This is a genomic window from Neisseria oralis (genome assembly GCF_045062685.1).
Classification (GTDB): domain Bacteria; phylum Pseudomonadota; class Gammaproteobacteria; order Burkholderiales; family Neisseriaceae; genus Neisseria; species Neisseria oralis.
Genome location: NZ_JBJGEB010000001.1, coordinates 184,628 through 203,896, shown reverse-complemented (window position 1 = coordinate 203,896; position 19,269 = coordinate 184,628). Strand labels below are relative to the sequence as shown.

General features: G+C 56.4%; 22 protein-coding genes. 21 read left to right on the top strand and 1 reads right to left on the bottom strand.

Annotated elements, in window-relative coordinates; all coding sequences use genetic code 11:
- The 12 genes from terL (at window position 1) to ACI43T_RS00900 (ending at window position 10,980) form a co-directional block, all read left to right on the top strand.
- A complete protein-coding gene (terL, locus tag ACI43T_RS00955; RefSeq protein ID WP_405385285.1) occupies window positions 1-1,620 on the top strand; it encodes a phage terminase large subunit in 1,620 nt (539 codons plus the stop codon).
- A 78-nt stretch (window positions 1,621-1,698) separates the two neighbouring features.
- Window positions 1,699-3,258 (top strand): DUF935 domain-containing protein, encoded by a 1,560-nt coding sequence (locus ACI43T_RS00950; RefSeq protein ID WP_405385284.1) that lies wholly within the window; start codon window positions 1,699-1,701, stop codon window positions 3,256-3,258.
- Complete coding sequence (locus tag ACI43T_RS00945; protein ID WP_405385283.1) at window positions 3,251-4,597, top strand: phage head morphogenesis protein; 1,347 nt, start codon at window positions 3,251-3,253, stop codon at window positions 4,595-4,597. The genes ACI43T_RS00950 and ACI43T_RS00945 overlap by 8 nt, the downstream gene beginning before the upstream one ends.
- Window positions 4,598-4,700: 103 nt before the next feature.
- Window positions 4,701-5,198, top strand: a complete 498-nt coding sequence (locus ACI43T_RS00940; RefSeq protein WP_314764122.1) for a phage virion morphogenesis protein — start codon at window positions 4,701-4,703, stop codon at window positions 5,196-5,198.
- Window positions 5,199-5,406: 208 nt separating this feature from the next.
- Window positions 5,407-6,471, top strand: coding sequence for a phage protease (locus ACI43T_RS00935; protein WP_405385282.1), 1,065 nt, complete (start codon window positions 5,407-5,409; stop codon window positions 6,469-6,471).
- Window positions 6,472-6,492: 21 nt separating this feature from the next.
- Window positions 6,493-7,395: a Mu-like prophage major head subunit gpT family protein gene (locus ACI43T_RS00930; RefSeq protein ID WP_002212731.1), complete on the top strand. Its 903-nt coding sequence runs from the start codon at window positions 6,493-6,495 to the stop codon at window positions 7,393-7,395.
- 37 nt (window positions 7,396-7,432) lie between these two features.
- On the top strand, window positions 7,433-7,906 hold the full coding sequence (locus tag ACI43T_RS00925) for a hypothetical protein (RefSeq protein ID WP_405385281.1): 474 nt from the start codon (window positions 7,433-7,435) through the stop codon (window positions 7,904-7,906).
- Window positions 7,903-8,328, top strand: coding sequence for a gp436 family protein (locus tag ACI43T_RS00920; protein WP_002212733.1), 426 nt, complete (start codon window positions 7,903-7,905; stop codon window positions 8,326-8,328). The genes ACI43T_RS00925 and ACI43T_RS00920 overlap by 4 nt, the downstream gene beginning before the upstream one ends.
- The gene (locus tag ACI43T_RS00915) at window positions 8,312-8,980 is read left to right on the top strand and encodes a phage protein Gp37 (protein WP_405385280.1); all 669 of its coding nucleotides are present in this window, start codon (window positions 8,312-8,314) and stop codon (window positions 8,978-8,980) included. Before ACI43T_RS00920 ends, ACI43T_RS00915 begins: the two co-directional genes overlap by 17 nt.
- Window positions 8,977-9,165 carry a DUF2635 domain-containing protein gene (locus ACI43T_RS00910; protein WP_002212735.1) on the top strand — a complete coding sequence of 63 codons (189 nt, stop codon included), beginning with the start codon at window positions 8,977-8,979 and terminating at the stop codon, window positions 9,163-9,165. Before ACI43T_RS00915 ends, ACI43T_RS00910 begins: the two co-directional genes overlap by 4 nt.
- Complete coding sequence (locus ACI43T_RS00905) at window positions 9,165-10,592, top strand: phage tail sheath C-terminal domain-containing protein (protein WP_405385279.1); 1,428 nt, start codon at window positions 9,165-9,167, stop codon at window positions 10,590-10,592. Before ACI43T_RS00910 ends, ACI43T_RS00905 begins: the two co-directional genes overlap by 1 nt.
- A 13-nt stretch (window positions 10,593-10,605) precedes the next feature.
- Window positions 10,606-10,980, top strand: coding sequence for a hypothetical protein (locus ACI43T_RS00900; protein WP_002212737.1), 375 nt, complete (start codon window positions 10,606-10,608; stop codon window positions 10,978-10,980).
- A 41-nt stretch (window positions 10,981-11,021) separates the two neighbouring features.
- On the opposite strand, the gene ACI43T_RS00895 is transcribed toward ACI43T_RS00900, so the two are convergent.
- Window positions 11,022-11,201: a YdcA family protein gene (locus ACI43T_RS00895; protein WP_405385278.1), complete on the bottom strand. Its 180-nt coding sequence runs from the start codon at window positions 11,199-11,201 to the stop codon at window positions 11,022-11,024.
- Between the two features lie 168 nt (window positions 11,202-11,369).
- On the opposite strand from ACI43T_RS00895, the gene ACI43T_RS00890 reads away from it, so the two are divergent.
- From ACI43T_RS00890 to ACI43T_RS00850, 9 genes are read left to right on the top strand one after another with little or no spacing between them, the layout of a single operon-like run.
- Complete coding sequence (locus ACI43T_RS00890) at window positions 11,370-11,759, top strand: hypothetical protein (protein WP_405385277.1); 390 nt, start codon at window positions 11,370-11,372, stop codon at window positions 11,757-11,759.
- Window positions 11,717-11,965, top strand: a complete 249-nt coding sequence (locus tag ACI43T_RS00885; protein ID WP_405385276.1) for a hypothetical protein — start codon at window positions 11,717-11,719, stop codon at window positions 11,963-11,965. Before ACI43T_RS00890 ends, ACI43T_RS00885 begins: the two co-directional genes overlap by 43 nt.
- Window positions 11,962-14,106, top strand: coding sequence for a phage tail tape measure protein (locus ACI43T_RS00880; RefSeq protein ID WP_009173241.1), 2,145 nt, complete (start codon window positions 11,962-11,964; stop codon window positions 14,104-14,106). Before ACI43T_RS00885 ends, ACI43T_RS00880 begins: the two co-directional genes overlap by 4 nt.
- Window positions 14,106-15,473 (top strand): DNA circularization protein, encoded by a 1,368-nt coding sequence (locus ACI43T_RS00875; protein ID WP_405385275.1) that lies wholly within the window; start codon window positions 14,106-14,108, stop codon window positions 15,471-15,473. The genes ACI43T_RS00880 and ACI43T_RS00875 overlap by 1 nt, the downstream gene beginning before the upstream one ends.
- A complete protein-coding gene (locus tag ACI43T_RS00870; protein WP_405385274.1) occupies window positions 15,457-16,596 on the top strand; it encodes a phage baseplate assembly protein in 1,140 nt (379 codons plus the stop codon). Before ACI43T_RS00875 ends, ACI43T_RS00870 begins: the two co-directional genes overlap by 17 nt.
- Complete coding sequence (locus tag ACI43T_RS00865; RefSeq protein WP_405385273.1) at window positions 16,597-17,226, top strand: phage baseplate assembly protein V; 630 nt, start codon at window positions 16,597-16,599, stop codon at window positions 17,224-17,226.
- 60 nt (window positions 17,227-17,286) lie between these two features.
- Window positions 17,287-17,640: a phage GP46 family protein gene (locus tag ACI43T_RS00860; protein WP_002212752.1), complete on the top strand. Its 354-nt coding sequence runs from the start codon at window positions 17,287-17,289 to the stop codon at window positions 17,638-17,640.
- Window positions 17,637-18,704, top strand: a complete 1,068-nt coding sequence (locus ACI43T_RS00855) for a baseplate J/gp47 family protein (protein ID WP_405385272.1) — start codon at window positions 17,637-17,639, stop codon at window positions 18,702-18,704. Before ACI43T_RS00860 ends, ACI43T_RS00855 begins: the two co-directional genes overlap by 4 nt.
- Window positions 18,701-19,267, top strand: coding sequence for a YmfQ family protein (locus tag ACI43T_RS00850; protein ID WP_009173245.1), 567 nt, complete (start codon window positions 18,701-18,703; stop codon window positions 19,265-19,267). The genes ACI43T_RS00855 and ACI43T_RS00850 overlap by 4 nt, the downstream gene beginning before the upstream one ends.
- Window positions 19,268-19,269: the final 2 nt, after the last annotated feature.

Below are 19,269 nucleotides of genomic sequence, written 5' to 3'. Positions count from 1 at the left end.
ATGAAAAATAAAGATTTCCTTAAATCCCTGTCCGCCCTTGCCGCCAATCTGCGTCAAGTCATCGAGGCCGAAGTAGACGGTTTCGATGCTTCGCCGACGGCGGTGGCCGAGCGGCGGGCGAAGGTATTTGACCCGGTAGGCGGTTACGAGTATTTCGTCAACACCTACTTCCCGCATTATATCCGTTCGCCTGAAAAATCCGACCTGCACCGTTTCTTATTCAGGCGTTTACCGGAAATCGTCGAATCCCCGGAAGGCGAGAACGAAGCGGTTGGCGCGCCGCGCGGCGAGGGTAAATCGACGCAGGTTACGCAGTTGTTTACTTTGTGGTGCATTGTAACGGGACGCAAGCATTACTGCGTGATTGTGATGGACAGCATAGACCAGGCATACCCGATGCTTGAAGCCATCAAAGCGGAATTGGAGTTTAATCCCCGCCTGAAAACCGATTTTGCGGATGTCTGCGGCCAAGGCCGCGTGTGGCAGGCAGGTACCATCGTAACGGCCAACGACATCAAGGTGCAGGTAGCGGGCAGCGGCAAAAAGCTGCGCGGATTGCGCCACGGTCCTTACCGCCCCGACCTGACTATTTTGGACGATATTGAAAACGACGAACAAGTCCGAAATCCCGAACAGCGCGACAAGCTCAATGCGTGGCTGACGAAAACCGTGCTGCCGCTCGGCGGCGTGGGGCAAAAATACGATGTGATTTATATCGGCACGATTTTGCATTACGACAGTGTGTTGAACCGAACGCTCAATAATCCGTTTTGGAAAGGCATCAAGTTTAAAGCCATGTTGAAATGGCCCGACCGCATGGATTTGTGGGACAGATGGGAAGAGTTGTACCGCAATGAAGGTGAGTTGGTGGCCGATGCGTTCTATCAAACGAACAAAGCGGAAATGGAACGAGGGGCGGAAACCTCTTGGGCGGCGCGCGGCGTGCTGGCCTTGATGAAAATCCGCGCCCGCGACGGACACGCGGCTTTCGATTCGGAATATCAGAATGATCCGGTGAGCGGTGAAGATGCACCGTTTGCCCAATCCATGCAGTTTTGGGCGGAGCTGCCCGCCGATTTGGTGTATTTCGGCGCGCTCGACCCTTCGCTCGGCAAAGCGGGGGCCAGCCGCGACCCGAGTGCGATTATCGTGGGCGGGTATCAAAGAAGCAGCGGCAAGCTATTTATCGTGGAAGCGCAAATTAAGAAGCGTTTGCCCGATTTGATTATTGAGGACGTTATCCGCTTGCACGCGCAATATAAGTGCAAGCTGTGGTTTGTGGAAACGGTGCAGTTTCAGGAGTTCCTGAAAGACGAGCTGGTAAAACGAAGTGCGGCAAAAGGCATTCCCGTGCCGGCGCGGGCGGTCAAACCGATTGCCGACAAGCTGCTACGGATTGAGACTTTGCAGCCGCACATGGCCAATGGGTTGATTTTGCTTAATGCCAATCAGCAAACCTTAATCCAACAGTTTCGCCATTTTCCCAAGGCAGACCATGACGACGGCCCCGACGCGGTGCATATGCTGTGGTCGGGAGCAACGGCCAACAGTGCGCCGGTGGAATATATAGCGGTGACGAAACATGGGGCGGACGGCAGTTTCGGCAGCGGCGCATGGTGAAACTGACACCGGGCAGGGCTTACGATTAATGCAGGCAGCAGAGAATTGGGGCAAGTTTAACTTGCCCTTTTTTTATTTATGAAAAACATTTTCAGCAGTGCATTGAGCAAAATTCTGCCGGGCCGCTATACACCGAAATCCACCCCGCAAACGGCGGAAATTACCCAAAACACCCAGACTCACGAACACCCGAGCAAAGGTTTGACACCGCAGAAGCTGCACGGCATTTTGGAAGCTGCCGAGCGCGGCGATATGAAGGCGCAGTCGGAACTCTTTGCCGACATCGAAGAGAAAGACGGCCATATCTTTTCCGAGATGAGCAAGCGCAAACGGGCGGTCATCGGGCTGGATTGGCGCGTGATGCCGCCGCCGGACAGCACCGACGCCGAACGGCGGCTGGCCGAAGAAGTCAAGGGATGGATTGAGCGTCTGCCCGATTTCGAAGACATGATGTTCGACCTTTTGGATGCAGTCGGACACGGCTTTGCCTGTGTGGAAATCGAATGGCAGCAAATGGGCGGCCTGTGGCTGCCGAAAAACTTTATCCACCGTCCGCAAGGCTGGTTTAAGGTGGACGGTGCCGATAATGTGCGGTTGGCCAAACAGGATAATCCGGATGGGGAAGAGCTGTGGGCGTTCGGCTGGCTGGTACACAAACACCGCAGCCGTTCGGGTTTGCTGGTACGCGGCGGGCTGATGCGCACACTGGTTTGGCCGTATCTGTTTAAGAATTATTCGGTGCGCGATTTGGCCGAGTTTCTGGAAATCTACGGCCTGCCGACGCGCTTGGGCAAATACGCGGTGGGGGCGGATGAAACCGATAAAACCACGCTGTTGCGGGCGGTAAAGGAAATCGGACACAACGCTGCGGGCATTATCCCCGAAACCATGAATATCGAATTGCTCAATGCCGCCAACGGCAGCAGCGAGCCGTTTATGGCGATGATCGACTGGGCGGATAAAACATCGTCGAAAGCGATTCTGGGCGGTACGCTTACCAGCATGGCCGACGGTAAAACCAGTACCAACGCGCTGGGTCAGGTGCATAACGAGGTGCGCCATGATTTGCTGGTGTCGGATGCCAAGCAGCTTGCCGGTACGATAACGCAGCAACTGATTCTGCCCCTGCTGCGGCTGAATAAAGGCAACGTGGATGAAACCCGCCTGCCGCGTTTCCAGTTTGATACGCAGCTGCCCGAAGATATGGCGGTTTACGCCGAATCTTTGCCTAGGCTGGTAGAGATGGGCATGAAGATTCCGCTGGCGTGGGCGCAGGAAAAACTGGCGATTCCGCTGGCTTCGGACGACGAGCCGGTATTGGCTTTGCAGACGGCTGAAAGCGAAGGTGTCAAAGTTGCGCCGTTAAGTTACCGCCGCGTGGCCTTGAGCAGGCAGGGCGAAATCTTGGATATGGGGCAGGCGGCCATCGATAACGCAGGTTTGGGCAAAATCGCCCTGCCCGAGCATATCGAACCGTTTTTGCGCGGGTTGGGTCAGGCTTTGGCCGAGGGCGACAGCTATGAAGAGGTGCAGGAGCGGCTGTTGCGGGCTTATCCGCATTTGGACAGCACCGAATTTCAGACGGCCTTGGCGCGGGTGATTTTCATCTCCGACCTGTGGGGACGGCTCAATGGCTGATTTGGGTTTTGCCTTCGGTTTGGAGCCGGAAGCGGCGGTCAAATATTTTGAAGGTTTGGGCTACCATATCCCGCCCGACTGGGATGTGAAATGGAATGAGGCGCAGGCCAAGGCGCGGGCGATTGCAGGCATACACAGGCAAGATATCGTCGGCGAGTTTCACGCGGCAATGTATGGGGCGGCGAAATCGGGCAAATCGTTTGAGGCTTGGCGCGATGAAGTGCAAGGCCGTCTGAAAGCACATGATTGGCATCTGCTCAAAGACGGCGATATTGTGGACGGAGACACCGGCGAAGTCCTCGGACGCGGCATTACCAAACACCGCATGGAAACGATTTTCCGCACGCAGATGCAATCGGCTTACATGGCCGGTCATTGGCAGGCGTTTGAAGAAGGTCGGGATGATGCGCCGTGGCTGCAATACTCGGCCATTTTGGACAGCCGCACACGCCAAAGCCATGCGGCGGCGCATGGTGCGGTGTATCACATCGACGACCCGTTTTGGGATTACTTCTACCCGCCCAACGGCTTCAATTGCCGCTGTACCGTGCGGGCGCTTTCAGACAGTGATTTGAAACGGCGCAATCTGCTGCCGCAAAAAGCGCAGCTTGAAGATACGGAAGTGGTGGTCAACCGCAAGGGCGATACCCGCCCCGCCAAAGCGGTAAAGTTGCCGGACGGCCGCCGCTTTTATACCGATGCTGGCTTTCAGCACAATGTCGGTAAAAGCCATTTGGCCAACTTGGGGCAGTTGCAGATGCAGCGGGCGGTGGAACTGCCGCCGAAACTGGCGAGCGTATCGATTCAGACGGCCTTAAAACAGCCCGATTTGATGCGGGCGGTGTCGCAACAGGCGGCGCAAATGGTGCGGCGGGTGGATGCGGAAAAAGTAGCGCGCGGGAAAACGCTGTATGTGGGCGCATTGGCCCTACCCTTATTGGAAGTTTTGGCGACAAGGAAAATTTACCCGCAATCCGCCGTGATTGCCATAAGCGACGAGCGGGTATTGCACGCTTTGCGCGACGAGAAGGTCAAGCCGCTGCCGGTATCGTTTTGGGAGAGGATACCCGAACTGCTGCAAGAACCGGAGCAGATTTTATTAGGCAAGGCGGGACGAAATGACGATGCCAAACAGTTTTTGGCATTTGTGTATCCGCTGTCGGCAGGCAAGGGGAAGCTGGTGGTAACGCTGGACTATGATGTGAAAACCCGACATCCGTTGACAGGTAAGAAAGAACATCTGACCTTGAATATGGTCAACACCGGCATGATTGCAGAAACGGATAAACAGGTGGATAGCTTACTGTACGGGTATGAAACAATATGGAAAAAGCCATAAAACTCTTTGCCTGATTCGAACAGGATAATACGCGACACGGTAACGTGGCCGTAACCTTTCCAGTAGGAAACCCGAGTTTTATGGCTGTTGGAACCAATATACCATGATTGAGATAAAAATCAACACAGACACCCTGCAAAACAGCTTAAACGCTGCGGCGCGGCGTACCTCCCACACCAAGCCTTTGATGACGCGGCTTGCCCGCATCATGCGCAACGCCGTGCTGGATAATTTCGCCGCCGGAGGCCGTCCCGCTTGGGCGCCGCGCAAGTATCTGGCCGCGCGTGAAGGTTCGGGGCTGTTGCAAGCCAGCGGCCGCCTGCGCAATTCGATTACGCCGAGCAGTACCAACGATACGGCGGTGGTCGGCACCAATGTGGAATATGCGGCTATCCATAACTTCGGTGGGAAAACCTCGCCACACTTGATTAGACCGAAAAAAGGCAAAGCGTTGAAATTCGGCGGCCGCTTTGCCAAGCAGGTTAACCACCCCGGCAGCAATATTCCCGCACGCCCGTTTATGACCCTGCAACCGGAGGACGAAAAGGCCCTATCCGATGCGGTGGCGGAATATCTGGCACAGGCCATTCAGGGGCGGTAATCATGCCTGCCTGAAAAATGCCGAAAAACAGCCCGAAAACGCCCTAACCCATACTTACCCCTACCCATCGCCTGAAAATCAATCCTGCGCGCGTTTGAACACCTTTTGAACACTATCCCGCGCGCATCTCTGCAAGTACATTTCCCTTCCCTAGAAATTCATCTGTCTGACATAGGCCAAGCTTTGACGAGGGCGCGGCTGCCGCATAATGCGGGCTATGGACACCAAAACCCTTCTTGCCGCCTTATCCGCCGCCCATGTCGGCGGTTCGGACGGCTTAATCAAAATCGTACCCAAAGGCCAATTCGCACCGGTTGACGGCCGCACCGATACGGGTGTGCCGCACTGGACGATGTCTGCCGATTTGGCACAGCAAATCATTGCCGCCTTTGACGCCGCGCAAACCGACCTTGTGGTCGACTACGAACACGCCACGCTGAAAGCCGCCGAAACGGGGCAGCAAAACCCTGCCGCCGGCTGGATCAGCAAATATGTATGGGATGACGAGCGCGGCCTGATGGGCGAAGTGAAATGGACGCAACGCGCCAAAGACATGATAGACAGCGGCGAATACCGCTATCTGTCGCCGGTACTCGAATACGACACACTGGGCAATGTACGCGGGCTGCACAGTGTGGCGTTGACCAATTCGCCCGCACTGGACGGCATGGCTCTGGCTGCATTGAGCCGCCAAAACTCTATCAACCCCAAACAGGAAACAAGTATGAACAAGGAAGCTTTAATCAAGCTCTTGGGCTTGGCGGCGGATGCCGATGACAAAGCCATCGAAGCGGCTTTGGCCGAAGCACAGGAAAAGCTGGGCGGTAAAACGCTTGCCGAAGCACTGGCCGCACCCAAAGAAGAACCGCAAGGTGGCGAAGGCGATAAAGGCACTGCCGGCAAACCTGAAGACAAGCCGCAAGGCGGCAATGCCGACGACGGCGAAGTGGCCGAACTCAAAGCGCAAGTGGCCGCGTTGAGCAAGAAAGTGATTGCAATGGAAGTGGGCGGCACTTCAGACGGCCTGATCCGTGCCGCGCTTTCAGACGGCCGCCTGTTGCCGCATCAAGAAGCATCGGCGCGCCAACTGGCCGCCAAAGCCCCTGAAGCGTTTAAAGCCCTGATTGACGGCAGCTTGGCACTGGCCGCTTTGAGCAAAACGCAGACCGGCGGCAAAGGCGGCGCAGACGGTACGTCCGCGCTGACCGCCGAAGAAGCAGCCGTCGCCGCGCAATTGGGCATCTCTGCCGAAGATTATGCGAAGGCCAAGTAATCCGATAAAGGAAAAGACAACATGATTATCACACCAGACACCTTAAAAGCCCTGTTCACCGGCTTTAAAAAGAATTTCCAAGACGGCCTGAAAATGGCGGAAAGCCAATACAAGGAAATCGCCACCGTCATTCCGTCTTCCACTGCGTCCAATACTTACGGCTGGCTCGGCCAATGGCCCGCTTTCCGCGAATGGGTGGGCGACCGCGTATTCCAAGATATGAAGGCACACGGCTATGCCATCACCAACAAACATTTTGAAAGCTCGGTCAAGGTCAACCGAAACGACATCGAAGACGACAACGTCGGCATTTACGCGCCGATGATGACCGAGATGGGCCGTGCTTCGGCGGTGCATCCCGACGAATTGGTGTTTGCCTTGCTGAAAAACGCACACGCCACGTTGTGTTACGACGGTCAGAACTTCTTTGATACCGACCATCCCGTGTATGAAAAAGTGGACGGCACCGGTCAAGCCAGTACCGTATCCAATATTTTCGCCGGCAGCGAAGCGGCCTGGTATCTGCTGGACACTACCCGCGCCCTGAAACCGTTGATTTACCAAGAGCGTAAAGCGAAGCAGTTTACCGCCATGACCGCCGATACCGATGAGGGCGTATTCATGCGCAACGAATACCGCTACGGCGTGGACGGCCGTTGCAACGTGGGCTTGGGCTTCTGGCAGATGGCGGCGAAATCGCAAGAGAAACTGGACGCTGCCGGTTTCGAGAAAGCCTACAACGCGATGGTGAGCCTGAAAGGCGACGGCGGCAGACCGCTGGCCATCCGCCCGAATGTGCTGCTGGTACCGCCTGCTTTGGAAAACGCGGCCAAAGAGCTGGTGGAAGGCGACCGCTTGGCCAACGGCGCGTACAACCCAAACAAAGGCAAGGCGAAAGTCATCGTATCGCCTTGGTTGCTGTAACGAACAGGCGGGCACCGCCCGCCGGAAGGGATAGAAAATGGCAAAAGAAAAAAACGGACAGGAAGTTGGCGCGACCGTCGATGTCCAACCGGAAGAGGTAACCGTAACCGCTGCCTTACAGGCCGAGATTGAAGCCTTGAGAGCCGAATTAGACAAAGCCAATGCCGAAATTCAGGTAGCGCAGGCAGAGTTGGCCGCCGCGCAAGAGCGCAATGCCAAATTGGAAAGACTGCTTGAAGCCGGCCTTACACCCGGCGGCATTTCAGACGGCGAAACTTTGACACCTGAAGCGGAAGCCGCCTTTTACACCGGCAGCGGAGCACCCGCCGCAGATGCCGAAGTGGTGGCGATTAAGAGCAAACACGGCCATGCGTTTTTCCGCGCCGGCTACCATGTACAGCCGCACTGGACGTTTGTGCGCCGTGCGGACTTCGAACCCGCCGACTTTGAGCGTCTGATTGGCGACCGTATGGTTGAAGCGCGCGAAGCCCTGCCGACGGATGCAGCATGAGCTACGCTGCCGTTGCCGATTTGGTGGCGCGTTTCGGCGAAGCCACCATCACCGGTCTGACCGACTTGTCCCGCAAGGGCGCGGTGGACGAAACCGTCGCACAGCAGGCTTTGGATGATGCCGCCGCCGAAATCGATGGCTATCTGATGAACCGCTATACCCTGCCGCTGCCCAAGCCGCTGCGCATTTTAACCGTGTATTGCTGCGATATTGCGGTGTACCGCCTGTGCACCGGCAAACGGCAACTCACCGAAGACATCGTGCACCGCTATGAAGCGGCAGTGAAGTTCCTGCAACTGGTGGCGGCGGGGAAAGTCGGCTTGGGCGTTACCGAACCCGCAGGCGAAAAGCCCGCCGTACAAGGCAACGGCGTGATGTTTACCACGCAGGAAAAGGTGTTCGGCCGTGATAGCGTCTATTGAACAAGCCATCAGGCAGCGGCTTTCAGACGGCCTCGGCCAAATGGTAACGGGTGTCTTTACTTACGGCGGGGAGTTTGACGGCGAAGGTTTGGCGCAGGTGGTCAACCAGTTCCCCGCCGTGTGGGTCATGTTTGCCGGCATCAAAGACACCGTCCGCCACGACACGCGCGGCAGCCGTTTTAAAGCGATTGGCCAATTCACGGTATTGGTGGGAGACCGTGCCAGCGGCAGCGAGGCAGACAGCCGTTTCGGCGGCCTGCACCGCCATGATGTCGGCACCTACCGCCTGATGCAGATCGTCCGCCACCTGCTGACCAATCAATCGCTGGGCTTACAGATAGGCCGTCTGCAACCGGGGGCGGCCAAAAGCCTGTTCAGCCGCCAAATGGAGCAAGACGCCGTCAGTGTGTTTGCGCTGGAATTTGAAACGTATTGGTTTGAAGACGCGCTGCAAGACGGTGATTGGCCGCGGCCTGCGGTTTCAGACGGCCAACATGCGAAAGTATATGCCGACGTATCCGAATACCAAGGCCGCACCGAACCCGAACATCCCGACTTTAAAGGCGTGAACCTTGAATTGCGTATCCCGCCGAAAACCCCCGACCAACCCGCCGATATGGCGGCCACCGTTGAAACCAAGGTGAAACCATGAACGAAACCATTAAAGTACGCGCCGCCGACGGCCTGCAAGTGCCGCTGGCCGGTAAACCACATGAATACATTACCGACCAAGAAACCGTTACCGTACCCGATGCCGCCTATTACCGCCGCTGTATCGAATACGGCGACCTTGTGGTCGTAACCGAAGACACCCAACCCGCGAAAGGCAGCAAATAATGGCATCCGCAAACATCAATTTCGAAAAAATCCCCGCCAGCACCCGCAAGCCGGGCGTGTACGCCGAGTGGAACACCAAGCTGGCCGTGCGCAACCTGCCCACCAACAAACAGCGCGTGCTGATTGTGGCGCAGCACAACAATCCCGCCTTGGGTGAGCTTACCGAGCTGGAAAACGTGTTTTCCGCCGCCGATGCGGCCGCCAAATACGGCGCAGGCAGCATGGCGCACCTGATGGTTACCGCCGCGATTAAAGCCTATGCCTATGCCGATTTAAGCCTGATTACCGTAGCCGACAACAAGGCCGGAGTGGCCGCCGGCGGTAAAATCACCTTAAGCGGTACTGCCAATACCCAAGGCGTGTTGCGTGTGAGCATTGCCAATGCCGACACTTTAACCATCGGCATCGGCGCCGAAGACACCGCAGCCACCGTTGCCGCCGCCGTTAAAGCCGCCATCGATGCTGTGCCCGATTTGCCGGTTACCGCCACCGTTGCCGAAGCAGTGGTGACGCTTACCGCCAAAAACAAAGGTACGGCCGGCAACGCCATCCGCATCAAAACCAGCAATACCGCCGAAGGCATTACCGCCGCCGTTACCGCCATGACGGGCGGCGATGCCAACCCCGATATTGCCGCCGCGCTCAATGCCGTAGTCGCCGAAGGCCACCACATCATCGCCTGCGGCATCAACGACGAAACCAACCTGCTGAAACTGCGTGCCCATTTGGATACCGTAGCCAGCCCGATGGAAAAACGCTGGGCAATCGGCGTATACGGCCAAACCGGTACGCTGGCGCAAGCCACCACCTTGGCAGGCCGTCTGAACCACGGCCATATCGTCAGCGCGTGGTATCGCGGCACACCCAGCCTGCCTTGCGAGCTGGCCGCCGTCTTTGCCGCCGTGATGGCGAGCGAAGAAGACCCCGCCCGCCCGTTGAACACGCTGGCCTTAAACAGCATCGGCGTGTGCGAAAGCAAAGACAAAACCATGCGCACCGAGCAGGAAAACGCCCTTTATAACGGTGTTACCCCGATTGAAACCAGTCCGGCCGGTACGCAGGCGCAAATCGTGCGCGCCATCACCACCTACACCAAAACCGCCAACGGCACGGCAGACGAAAGCCTGCTGGACGTAACCACCGTGCGCACCCTGATTTATGTAAGCCGCGCCTGCGTCGACCGCATCGCCCTAAGATTCCCGCGCGACAAATTGAGCGACCGCACCCCGCCGCGCGTGCGTAGCGAACTGATTGACGTATTGATGCGCTGCGAAGAGCTGGAAATTTTGGAGCGCGTGGAAGAAAACCTGCCAAAACTGATTGTGGAACGCGACCTGCAAAACACCGGCATGTTGAACTGCCGCATTCCCAGCGATGTCGTCAACGGCCTGCATGTAGTAGGTATGGTTGTAGATTTATATTTGTAAGAAAGGCTGAAACATGAGTACCGAATACGTTGGCAGCGTCATCCTCTATCTGGGCGCGAACGAAGTCGAAGTAACCAAAATCGACGTGAAAGACAACACCGGCAAAAAGCCTGTGAAAACCATGAACCGCACCCGCCGCGTCAAAGGCTTTACCCGCGGCGTCGGCCAATACGACATTACCTTTACCGCCGTGGTGCCGACCGACGGCACGGCGGTGGACTGGGCAAAGATCGACGACGCCAAAATCAGCCTAGTTCCCGACGTGGAAGGCGCGCGTCCGACATCGTACCTCGGCTTCTGCGCCACCGAAGCGGGCGACAGCTATACCGTGGATAATGAACTGGTGGTGGATGTGACCGGTTTTGCGATTCGGAAGGTGTTGGAGTAAATTAGAAAACCCGCATGATTGCGGGTTTTTTTACGAGATATTTATCGACTACTGCATATCTTTTTGGATTTGCTTAAAGTACCATCTTTACATAGGAACTTTCCGTCTGCCGTACAGGCTTTGATACCGCCTTTACTGCCGGAACAAGGTTCTCTGCCGCGCGCATCGGCAGAACCGATGCCGACTGTTGCCACTATTACCAATAAAAATAAATGTTTCATGGAAGTTTTCCTTTATATCTTTATGTAGGGGAAATGATAGTATCACAGCATATTCTTAGAGTCATTTTGTATTTTGCCTGACATCCGACAAATTTCGGAGCCATAACCCTTAAGCGACAATTAAGCCTTGATTTATACAAGGTTTAACCAACGTTTAAGGGCTTTTTTATGTCTGAATTTTCCCCCGAACTCACCCGCGCCATCGAAGATTACGAATTGCGCGTTTCTTCCGACCTGAAAACCGTTACCGGCCGTCTGAAATACGGCATTGGTGTGATTGACGGCGAAATGCACCATGATTTTTCCATGCACCTTTTAACCGTGCGCGAGGACATGGCGATTGATCCGCAACTTGAAGGCCAACCGCGGCTGGTTGCCGCCTATGCCGCATCACTGGATAAATTGGGTGGCTTAACAGCCGAATCTTTGACACCTGATTTGCTGCTTGATGAGATGGCTGCTGCTGACTTTGACGCGCTGTACTGGGCGCAAGAGCTGCTGAAAAAAAAGCGGCTTTGCCCGCACCCCGCGCCGACCGTTACCGATACGCCGTCTTAAAACTCGGCCGATACGGTATCACGCCCGCCCAAATCGACGGCATGACCCAACCCGAACTGGAAGGCTGGTTAAAACAGGCCGACTTAATCGAGCGCGGCCGCGCCGCGCCGGTAGTGATGCCGTGGTTTATTCCTGCGAACGTCAAACCATCCGTCGCCACGGGCGGTCAGACCCAAACCTTTATCAGCAAGCGTAAGAAAAAATGAGCCAGCATAGTGTAGAACTGGTTGCTAAGTTTAAGGACAACGCCACGCCCGGCCTCCGCCGTTTGGCGGCGGAAGCGGAAAAAACAGGCAGCCGGCAGTTGCAGAAAGCCGCAGCGGTCAAGCTGAAACATCAAGAGATGTACAGCGCCACCGCCCGTTTGGGCATCCGTACCGAACACCAAATCCGCCGTGAAATCCAACAAACGCAGGCGGCTTACAACCGTTTAGCCAAAAGCGGCATGGCTTCGCAACGCGAACTGGCGAGGGCTGCACAGGTAACGCGCAGCCGCGTACGCGAGCTGACTGCCGAAATCAACGGCGGTGCAAGCCGTTTGCAACGTATCGGTTCGGGAGTCCGGACAATCGGGCGCGGTGTGGCCGGTGTGGCGGCGGGTGCGGCGGCAGGGGCTTATGTGTTGGCGCAGCCGGTCAACCGGACGATGGACTTTGACACATCATTGCGTCATGCCGCCAATACCATGTATGCAGGCAAGAGCATGGCCGAGAAGCGCGCAGGTATGGCGGAAATCAAGAAATCGGTCATGGATGCCGCCTATGTCGGCGGAACGACGCGTGATGCCGCTTTGGAAGCCATGAATACAATGGTGGCCAGCGGAGCGATGAGCGACGAAGCCGTGAAAAAACTGCTGCCGACCGTTATGAAAACCGCCACCGCCGCCAATACGGAAGGAAACGATATCGCCAACATCGTAACCAAGGCGTTGCAGGCGGGATTTAAAGAGGCGGATATTCCGTCGCTGCTTGACCGTGCGTTGCAATCGGGCGCGGACGGCGGTTTTGAATTGAAAGACATGTCGCGCTGGCTGCCGCAGCAGTTGGCTGCAATGAAAAACGCCGGTATGGGCGCGACGCTGGATAATTTTTCCAGCCTGCTCAATGCCAACCAATTGTCGTTTATGACCGCGGGCAATACCGATGAAGCGGGGAACAACCTAGTCAACCTGCTGGCAAAAATCAACAGTCAGGATATTGTGACCAAAGCCAAAAAAATTACCATCAACGGCAAAGAAGGTTTCGATTTCACCGCCAGCATGAACAAACGGCAGGCAGCAGGCATGAACTCACTTGATGCGTTGGTGGACATTGTCGGAGAAATCACGGCCAAGGATAAGAAGTCCGCCGCTCTGATGAAACAGATTAATGCCGCGCAAGGCGATGAAGCCAAGCTGGCTTTGCTGGAAAACCAAAAGGCCTTGGTAGACGGCACTGCCATCGGGAAGCTGGTTTCCGACCGTCAGGCATTGATGGCATTGCTGGCATTGGTCAACAACAAACAGGAACTCACCCGCCTGCAAGCAGGCCAGACAAATGCGGCGGGTGCGGTGGACGGTGCATACGGATTCGTCGCCGAAGGTTCGGGGTTTAAAAAATCCCAATTCTCCCTCGCCAAATCAGAAGCCGAATACGGCGCATTTGAAAAATTCAGCGACCGCATCGGCGGCTGGATGCAGTCGGCCGCACAATGGATGCGCGGGCATCCCGAACAGGCGCAAACCGCCACGCAGGTAGGATACGGCGCGGCGGCCGCATCGGCGGCGGCCGGCACAAGCTCTATGTTTGGGGGCGGCGGCCTGCTTTCCAAACTGTTCGGCGGAAGCAGCAGGGCCTTACAGGCGGGCCGCCTGATGCCCTCGGCCTCCTCGCTAGGTCCCGTCGCGCTCGGTGCGGCACCGTTGGCCGTAATGGGCGGGGCAACCCATTTGGCGGGGCAGCGCGACAAATATGCGGAATGGTCAAAACCGTTTGCTAAATTATCGTCTTGGCTGGAAAGTATCCTGCCGGATTTTTCAGCGGGGGCGAAAGCCGAATATCTGCGCAAACGTGAAGAACTGGGCGGCAATAATGCCCCGCTCGATAGTCCTGTTTTAAAAGAGAGTATGGCGCAGCTTAACCAATCGGCACAAACCAACCAGCAGGCAAGCCAGCAGTATGTGCAGGCGGCGGCGGAGAATCAGGCGGCAACAGCGCAGATTACCGGCGCGGCGGCACAGATGACGGCTGCTGCCGCACAAATGCAGGCGGCGGCAGGCAAGCCGATTCCGATTACCGTTACCGTGCAAAACGGCAACATTATGGCCTATGTGAATCAGGCGGTAGAACGCAACAGTAGGAAAAATTAATGGCTTGGAAAGACACTTTACTGGATGCGGGCTTCAAGGGCGTTACCTTTGACGTCATCGACGACACACTGCGCGGCACCCACGCGCTGGCGGAACACGAATACCCGTTCGTACAGGGCGCGGACATCGAAGATACGGGCGTATCTGCGATGGATATGGCTTTGACCGCCGTATTGTGGGGTGAAGATTACGAAGGCCGCCTGCAAAACCTGCTGAACGTATTGCGCGAAACGGGCGCGGGCGAATTGATCCACCCGATTTACGGCAGCGTGCCCGATTGCGTGGTGGCGGATTTCGAGGTCGCGCACAACGAAGAAAATCCCGACTACTGCACCGTGCGGATGACCTTTAAGCAAAGTGTCAAAGCCGCGCCGTTTTTTGACCGCGACTTGCCGACAGCCTTGGCCGACGAAGTGGATTTCCTTGCCGACTTGGCCGCATGGCAGGGCTTCGAGGTGTTTCAGACGGCCTTAAACAAAATTCAGAAAGCGCAAAGCCGCTGGAATGCTTTTCATGCCACGGTATTAATGGTGGTGGGCGTATTGTATGGGCAGGTAAACGGCATCTTCACCGGCGGCCTGAACCTGCTGAACAGCCCGCGCGTATTGGTGGCGGAGCTGAAATCTGTGTTTGGTGCGCTGGCCAATATGCACAATGTCGGTAAAAGCGGGCTGGACGGCTGGCGCGATATGGTGGGCGGCGTATCTAAAGCAGCCGCTACGCCGTGGCAGGTCAGCCGCGGAACCGAAGGCAGTGTGGCGGCGGTAGATTTAATCCAACGCGCCAAGCCCGAAGATGTGGCTGCCTTTACCGCGCTTACCGCCACCGTGGGCGCGTGTGCGCTGGCCGAACAAGCCGCCGATATTTTAGCCGTACAACTGAACGAGCCAACTTTGACACCTGTGGAAATCTCACGTCTGCTGGCCGATACCCGTGCCGCCTTGCAGCGTGCTTTGGCCGCCCAGCGTATCTTGGCCATGATGCTGGCGGATGAAACCAAAGCCGACAAACTGACCTATTGCCTGCTGCGGCTGTATCAAACACCGGCAGACAGTGCCGATGATGTGTACCAACGCATCGAAGCGGCCGGGCTGCTGCCGCAAACCCCTTATCTGGAAACTGCCGCCGCGCTTACCGAAAGTCTGCGCAATACGGCGCATAAACTGCAAAAACAGGCGTTTGCGGTCATCAATATGAAGCCGCCGTTGGTACAGAAAACCGTAACCCGCGATATCGGCCTGCACCTGCTGGCCTTTGAGTGGTACGGTGACTACAGCCGCTTTGGCGAACTCTTGCGCCTGAATCCGCAAATCCGCCACCCGAATTTTATTGAGAAAGGCACGGTACTGAATGCCTACGCCCGATAACACCGTTACTCTGCTGATTAACGGTAAAACACACGGCCAATGGACGAATTACGACATCGTTTCCGACCTGCTCACCCCCGCCGATGACTTTTCAGTCACACTTGGCCGCCCCGTCGATGCCAAACCCGATACGGTGCGGGCGGGTGACAAGGTTGAAGTGCGTGTGGGCGGCGATACGGTATTGAGCGGCCGCATAGACCGCGTGCAGACCGTTACTGAAAAAGGCGGCAAAACCTTAACCATACAAGGCCGCGATGATGCGGGCGTGCTATTGGACTGCTCCGCCCCGCTGTTTAACGCGCAAGATATGGATTTAAACCAAATCATCGAAAAAATCGTCAAGCCTTTGGGTTTGGCCAAAATCCGCATTGATGCCGCCAAAACCGACAAAACCCACAAAGTGCAGATCGAGCCGGGCAGCCGCGCGTGGGACGCCCTGCTGGAATATGCCGAGGCAAACGGTTTGTGGCCGTGGCTGGAGCCGGACGGTACGCTGGTAATCGGCGGCCCCGATTACACCGCCGCACCGGTGGCCGAACTGGTTTTACGGACCAACGGCCAAAACAACAACATCAAGCGGCTGGAAGTAAACCGCGATATGGCGGCTCGGTACAGCGAAATCACCGTATTGGCGCAAAGCCACAGCGGCAAAAACAACATTAAAGCCACCGCCAAAGACGAATCCGTCAAACTGCACCGCCCCCTAATCGTAACCGAGCCGGACATCGACAGTCAGGCTCAAGCGCAGCGCAAGGCGAAAAAGCGGCTGGCCGACAGCAGGCTGGAAGGCTTAACAATTACCGCCACCGTACAAGGCCACCGCACTGACGACGGCACCTTGTGGCAGCCCGGTCAGCGCATCAACGTATTGAGCGAACCGGACGGCATCGACGCGGTGTATTTCCTGATGGCGAGAACCTTCACCGGCGGTCGCGGCCAACCCACCGAAACCGTGCTGACACTGAAAGAGGACGGCGCATGGGTATTGGATGCCGACCCACCGAAGAAATCGGGCAAAACCAAAAGGCCGTCTGAAAGCCGCAAAGCCAACGGCCAAGCAGCCGCCAAACCGAAAAAACGCCGCCAAGCCAAACAGGCCGTACAGGAATTGCAGGTGATTTAAATGGATGCAAAAACCATAGACAACCGTATCCGACGGGCATTTAATGGCATCCGCCAAGCCTTCCGCGGCAAAATCGCCCGCGTCAAAGCAGCCGGCGGCGTGCAGAAAATCCAAGTGGAAGGTTTGGAAGGCGAAACCGTGCAGGACTTGGAACACGCCGAAAACTTCGGTTTTACGTCGAACCCGCCCGCAGGCAGCGATTGCGTCGTCGTACCGTTGGGCGGCAAAACCAGCCACGGCATCATCGTCACCACCACCAACGGCGCATACCGCATTACCGGCCTTGCCGAAGGCGAAACGGCGGTTTACAACGCCGACGGTGCCAAGATGGTGTTAAAGAAAGGCCGGATTATCGAAATTGACTGCGAAACGCTGAATATCAAAGCACCGGGCGGCGTGAATATTGACGCGCCCAATGTAGGCTGCACCGCGCAGATTACCGCCGAGGGTCAAATCAACGGCAACGGCGGCATGGTGGTGAAAGGCGGCAGTGGCACATCATTTACCGGCAATGTGCAGATGGTCGGCGATTTGGACACTACCGGCAAACTGACCAACAACGGTAAAAGTGTCGGCCCCGACCACAAACACACCGGCGACAGCGGCGGCACGACATCCGACCCGCTGTAATTCAGACGGCCTGACATCCATCAAACCAAACCCCAAGCGTCCTTACCTGAAAATAAAGGTATGGACGCTTTGCTTAATCCCCAAACGGGCGGCTATGTGGTCAACCAATCCGCCCAATCCATCGAAAACGAGTTGTATATCCGCTTGGTCACGCCCTTGGGCAGTTACTGGGCAGACCGCACGCTCGGCAGCCGCCTGCACGAATTGCGCCGCCAAAAGCATTTAAAGCGCATCGAAGTACTGGCCAAGCAGTACGCCGAGCAAGCCTTGCAGCCCGTGATTCAGTCCAAACGCGCCCAATCCATCCAAGTAACCGCATCCGCCCCGCAGCACGGCTGGCTGAAGCTGCATATTGAAGCCGTCGATGCCGCGGGCGATACAGTAACCCTGAACCACAAGGTAGCCGTGATATGACGCAGGCACTGAATTTAGAGCAAATCCGCGCCAACTATCTGCGCGACCTGCAAAACCAAAACCCTGCCGCCCATGTACACGCGGGCAGCGACAACCATGTACGCGCCACCGCCATTGCCGCAGTGGGCGAAGGCCAATACCAGCATCAGGAGTGGATTTTGCGCCAAGCCTTTGCCGATACCGCAGACAGCGCCTACCTAGAAAAACATGCCGCTAAATACGGCATCTACCGAAAAACCGCCACCTTCGCGGGCGGCAAGGTGCGTGTTCGCGGCGCGGTCGGCGCAACGGTGCCGGTTGGCCAACAGATCAATGTGGGCGATAAGGTGTATTTAACCGCCGAATCCGCCGTTATCGGTGCGCTTGGAAGTGCCGAAATAGCCGTTATCGCCACTGTTGCGGGTAGTGCTCAAAATCAAACCGCCGAATCCGCGGCTACGCTGCAAAGCGTACCTGCGGGGATTGACAGTTCCGCCGTCTTGCTAACGATGGTCGGTGGTACAGATGCCGAAAGCGATGAGAGCCTGTTGGCACGATATGAAGAACGTCTGCGCCGACCCGCTGCGGGCGGTAATCAATACGACTTCCGCAATTGGTGCTTGGAAGTGCCGGGTGTGGTTGATGCCTTTATCTACCCTTTGCGTCGTGGTAACGGCTTTGTCGATGCCGTTATTTTGGGTGAAAACGGTATTCCCAGCGCAGAAACACTGGCCGCCGTACAGGCTCATGTCGATGCGGTGCGACCTGTTACCCGTAAAAACGGCTTTCTAGCCCTTGCGCCCAGTATCCAAACCGTGAATATGGCCGTCACCATTACTTTAAGCAGCGGCACCGATACCGATACGGCCACCGCTGCCATCAAGTCAGCTGTAAACGCCTATTTTGATGCGTTAAAGCCCGGAGACACCCTCATTAAAAGCCAGTTGGAAACCATAATCAGCGAGGTGTACGGCGTGCGAGACCGTGTCTTAACCGCCCCTGTGGGCAATATCAAGCCTCAGGAGAGTGCCGAAGATATTTACTGGCTGCGCCCGGGCAGTATTAACGTGGAGTACACCACGTGAGCCATCAAACCTTACTCGCCGCCATGCGCCCGCCCGTCAGCTACGACACCGTAGGAGAAACGGCAGAAATCAAAGCCGAAGCGGGTGTGTTTGATATTGTGGCCGACCATGCGGAAGGAGTGAAAAATGCTCCGTTCCCTGATGCGGAAAACGATTACCTGTACCGCTGGGAAGAGCTGCTGGCCATCACCCCACCTGCCGGAGCCAATACCCAACAACGTACTGATGCCGTGCTGGCCAAACTCAATGCCTTGGGCGGTTTGAGTATTGCCTACTTTACCGCCATCGCCGAATCGGCAGGCTACACCGTCACTATTTACGAAGAAGACCAATTCCGCGCCGGCGAAAGCTGTGCGGGTGATTGTTTGAATACCGAAGACGCCATCTGGCGTTGGTGCGTCGACATCGCCGACGGCAAAGCCACCGCCTATATTTTCCGCGCCGGTCAAAGCCGTGCAGGCGACCGCATCAGTGTGTACACCGACCCGATTATCGAAACGATGTTTGAAGAATTAAAACCGGCATGGACGTATTGCCGCTTTGAATATGAAGAAGAGGTATAAAA

What these genes read in the sequence shown, in the direction of transcription:
- ACI43T_RS00935 (WP_405385282.1), top strand. Translation starts at nt 5,407, where the DNA reads ATGCGGGCTATGGACACCAAAACCCTTCTTGCCGCCTTATCCGCCGCC.
- ACI43T_RS00870 (WP_405385274.1), top strand. Translation starts at nt 15,457, where the DNA reads ATGCCTACGCCCGATAACACCGTTACTCTGCTGATTAACGGTAAAACA.
- ACI43T_RS00910 (WP_002212735.1), top strand. Translation starts at nt 8,977, where the DNA reads ATGAACGAAACCATTAAAGTACGCGCCGCCGACGGCCTGCAAGTGCCG.
- ACI43T_RS00855 (WP_405385272.1), top strand. Translation starts at nt 17,637, where the DNA reads ATGACGCAGGCACTGAATTTAGAGCAAATCCGCGCCAACTATCTGCGC.
- ACI43T_RS00920 (WP_002212733.1), top strand. Translation starts at nt 7,903, where the DNA reads ATGAGCTACGCTGCCGTTGCCGATTTGGTGGCGCGTTTCGGCGAAGCC.
- ACI43T_RS00875 (WP_405385275.1), top strand. Translation starts at nt 14,106, where the DNA reads ATGGCTTGGAAAGACACTTTACTGGATGCGGGCTTCAAGGGCGTTACC.
- terL (WP_405385285.1), top strand. Translation starts at nt 1, where the DNA reads ATGAAAAATAAAGATTTCCTTAAATCCCTGTCCGCCCTTGCCGCCAAT.
- ACI43T_RS00940 (WP_314764122.1), top strand. Translation starts at nt 4,701, where the DNA reads ATGATTGAGATAAAAATCAACACAGACACCCTGCAAAACAGCTTAAAC.
- ACI43T_RS00950 (WP_405385284.1), top strand. Translation starts at nt 1,699, where the DNA reads ATGAAAAACATTTTCAGCAGTGCATTGAGCAAAATTCTGCCGGGCCGC.
- ACI43T_RS00895 (WP_405385278.1), bottom strand. Translation starts at nt 11,201, where the DNA reads ATGAAACATTTATTTTTATTGGTAATAGTGGCAACAGTCGGCATCGGT.
- ACI43T_RS00945 (WP_405385283.1), top strand. Translation starts at nt 3,251, where the DNA reads ATGGCTGATTTGGGTTTTGCCTTCGGTTTGGAGCCGGAAGCGGCGGTC.
- ACI43T_RS00905 (WP_405385279.1), top strand. Translation starts at nt 9,165, where the DNA reads ATGGCATCCGCAAACATCAATTTCGAAAAAATCCCCGCCAGCACCCGC.
- ACI43T_RS00930 (WP_002212731.1), top strand. Translation starts at nt 6,493, where the DNA reads ATGATTATCACACCAGACACCTTAAAAGCCCTGTTCACCGGCTTTAAA.
- ACI43T_RS00880 (WP_009173241.1), top strand. Translation starts at nt 11,962, where the DNA reads ATGAGCCAGCATAGTGTAGAACTGGTTGCTAAGTTTAAGGACAACGCC.
- ACI43T_RS00925 (WP_405385281.1), top strand. Translation starts at nt 7,433, where the DNA reads ATGGCAAAAGAAAAAAACGGACAGGAAGTTGGCGCGACCGTCGATGTC.
- ACI43T_RS00865 (WP_405385273.1), top strand. Translation starts at nt 16,597, where the DNA reads ATGGATGCAAAAACCATAGACAACCGTATCCGACGGGCATTTAATGGC.
- ACI43T_RS00890 (WP_405385277.1), top strand. Translation starts at nt 11,370, where the DNA reads ATGTCTGAATTTTCCCCCGAACTCACCCGCGCCATCGAAGATTACGAA.
- ACI43T_RS00860 (WP_002212752.1), top strand. Translation starts at nt 17,287, where the DNA reads ATGGACGCTTTGCTTAATCCCCAAACGGGCGGCTATGTGGTCAACCAA.
- ACI43T_RS00900 (WP_002212737.1), top strand. Translation starts at nt 10,606, where the DNA reads ATGAGTACCGAATACGTTGGCAGCGTCATCCTCTATCTGGGCGCGAAC.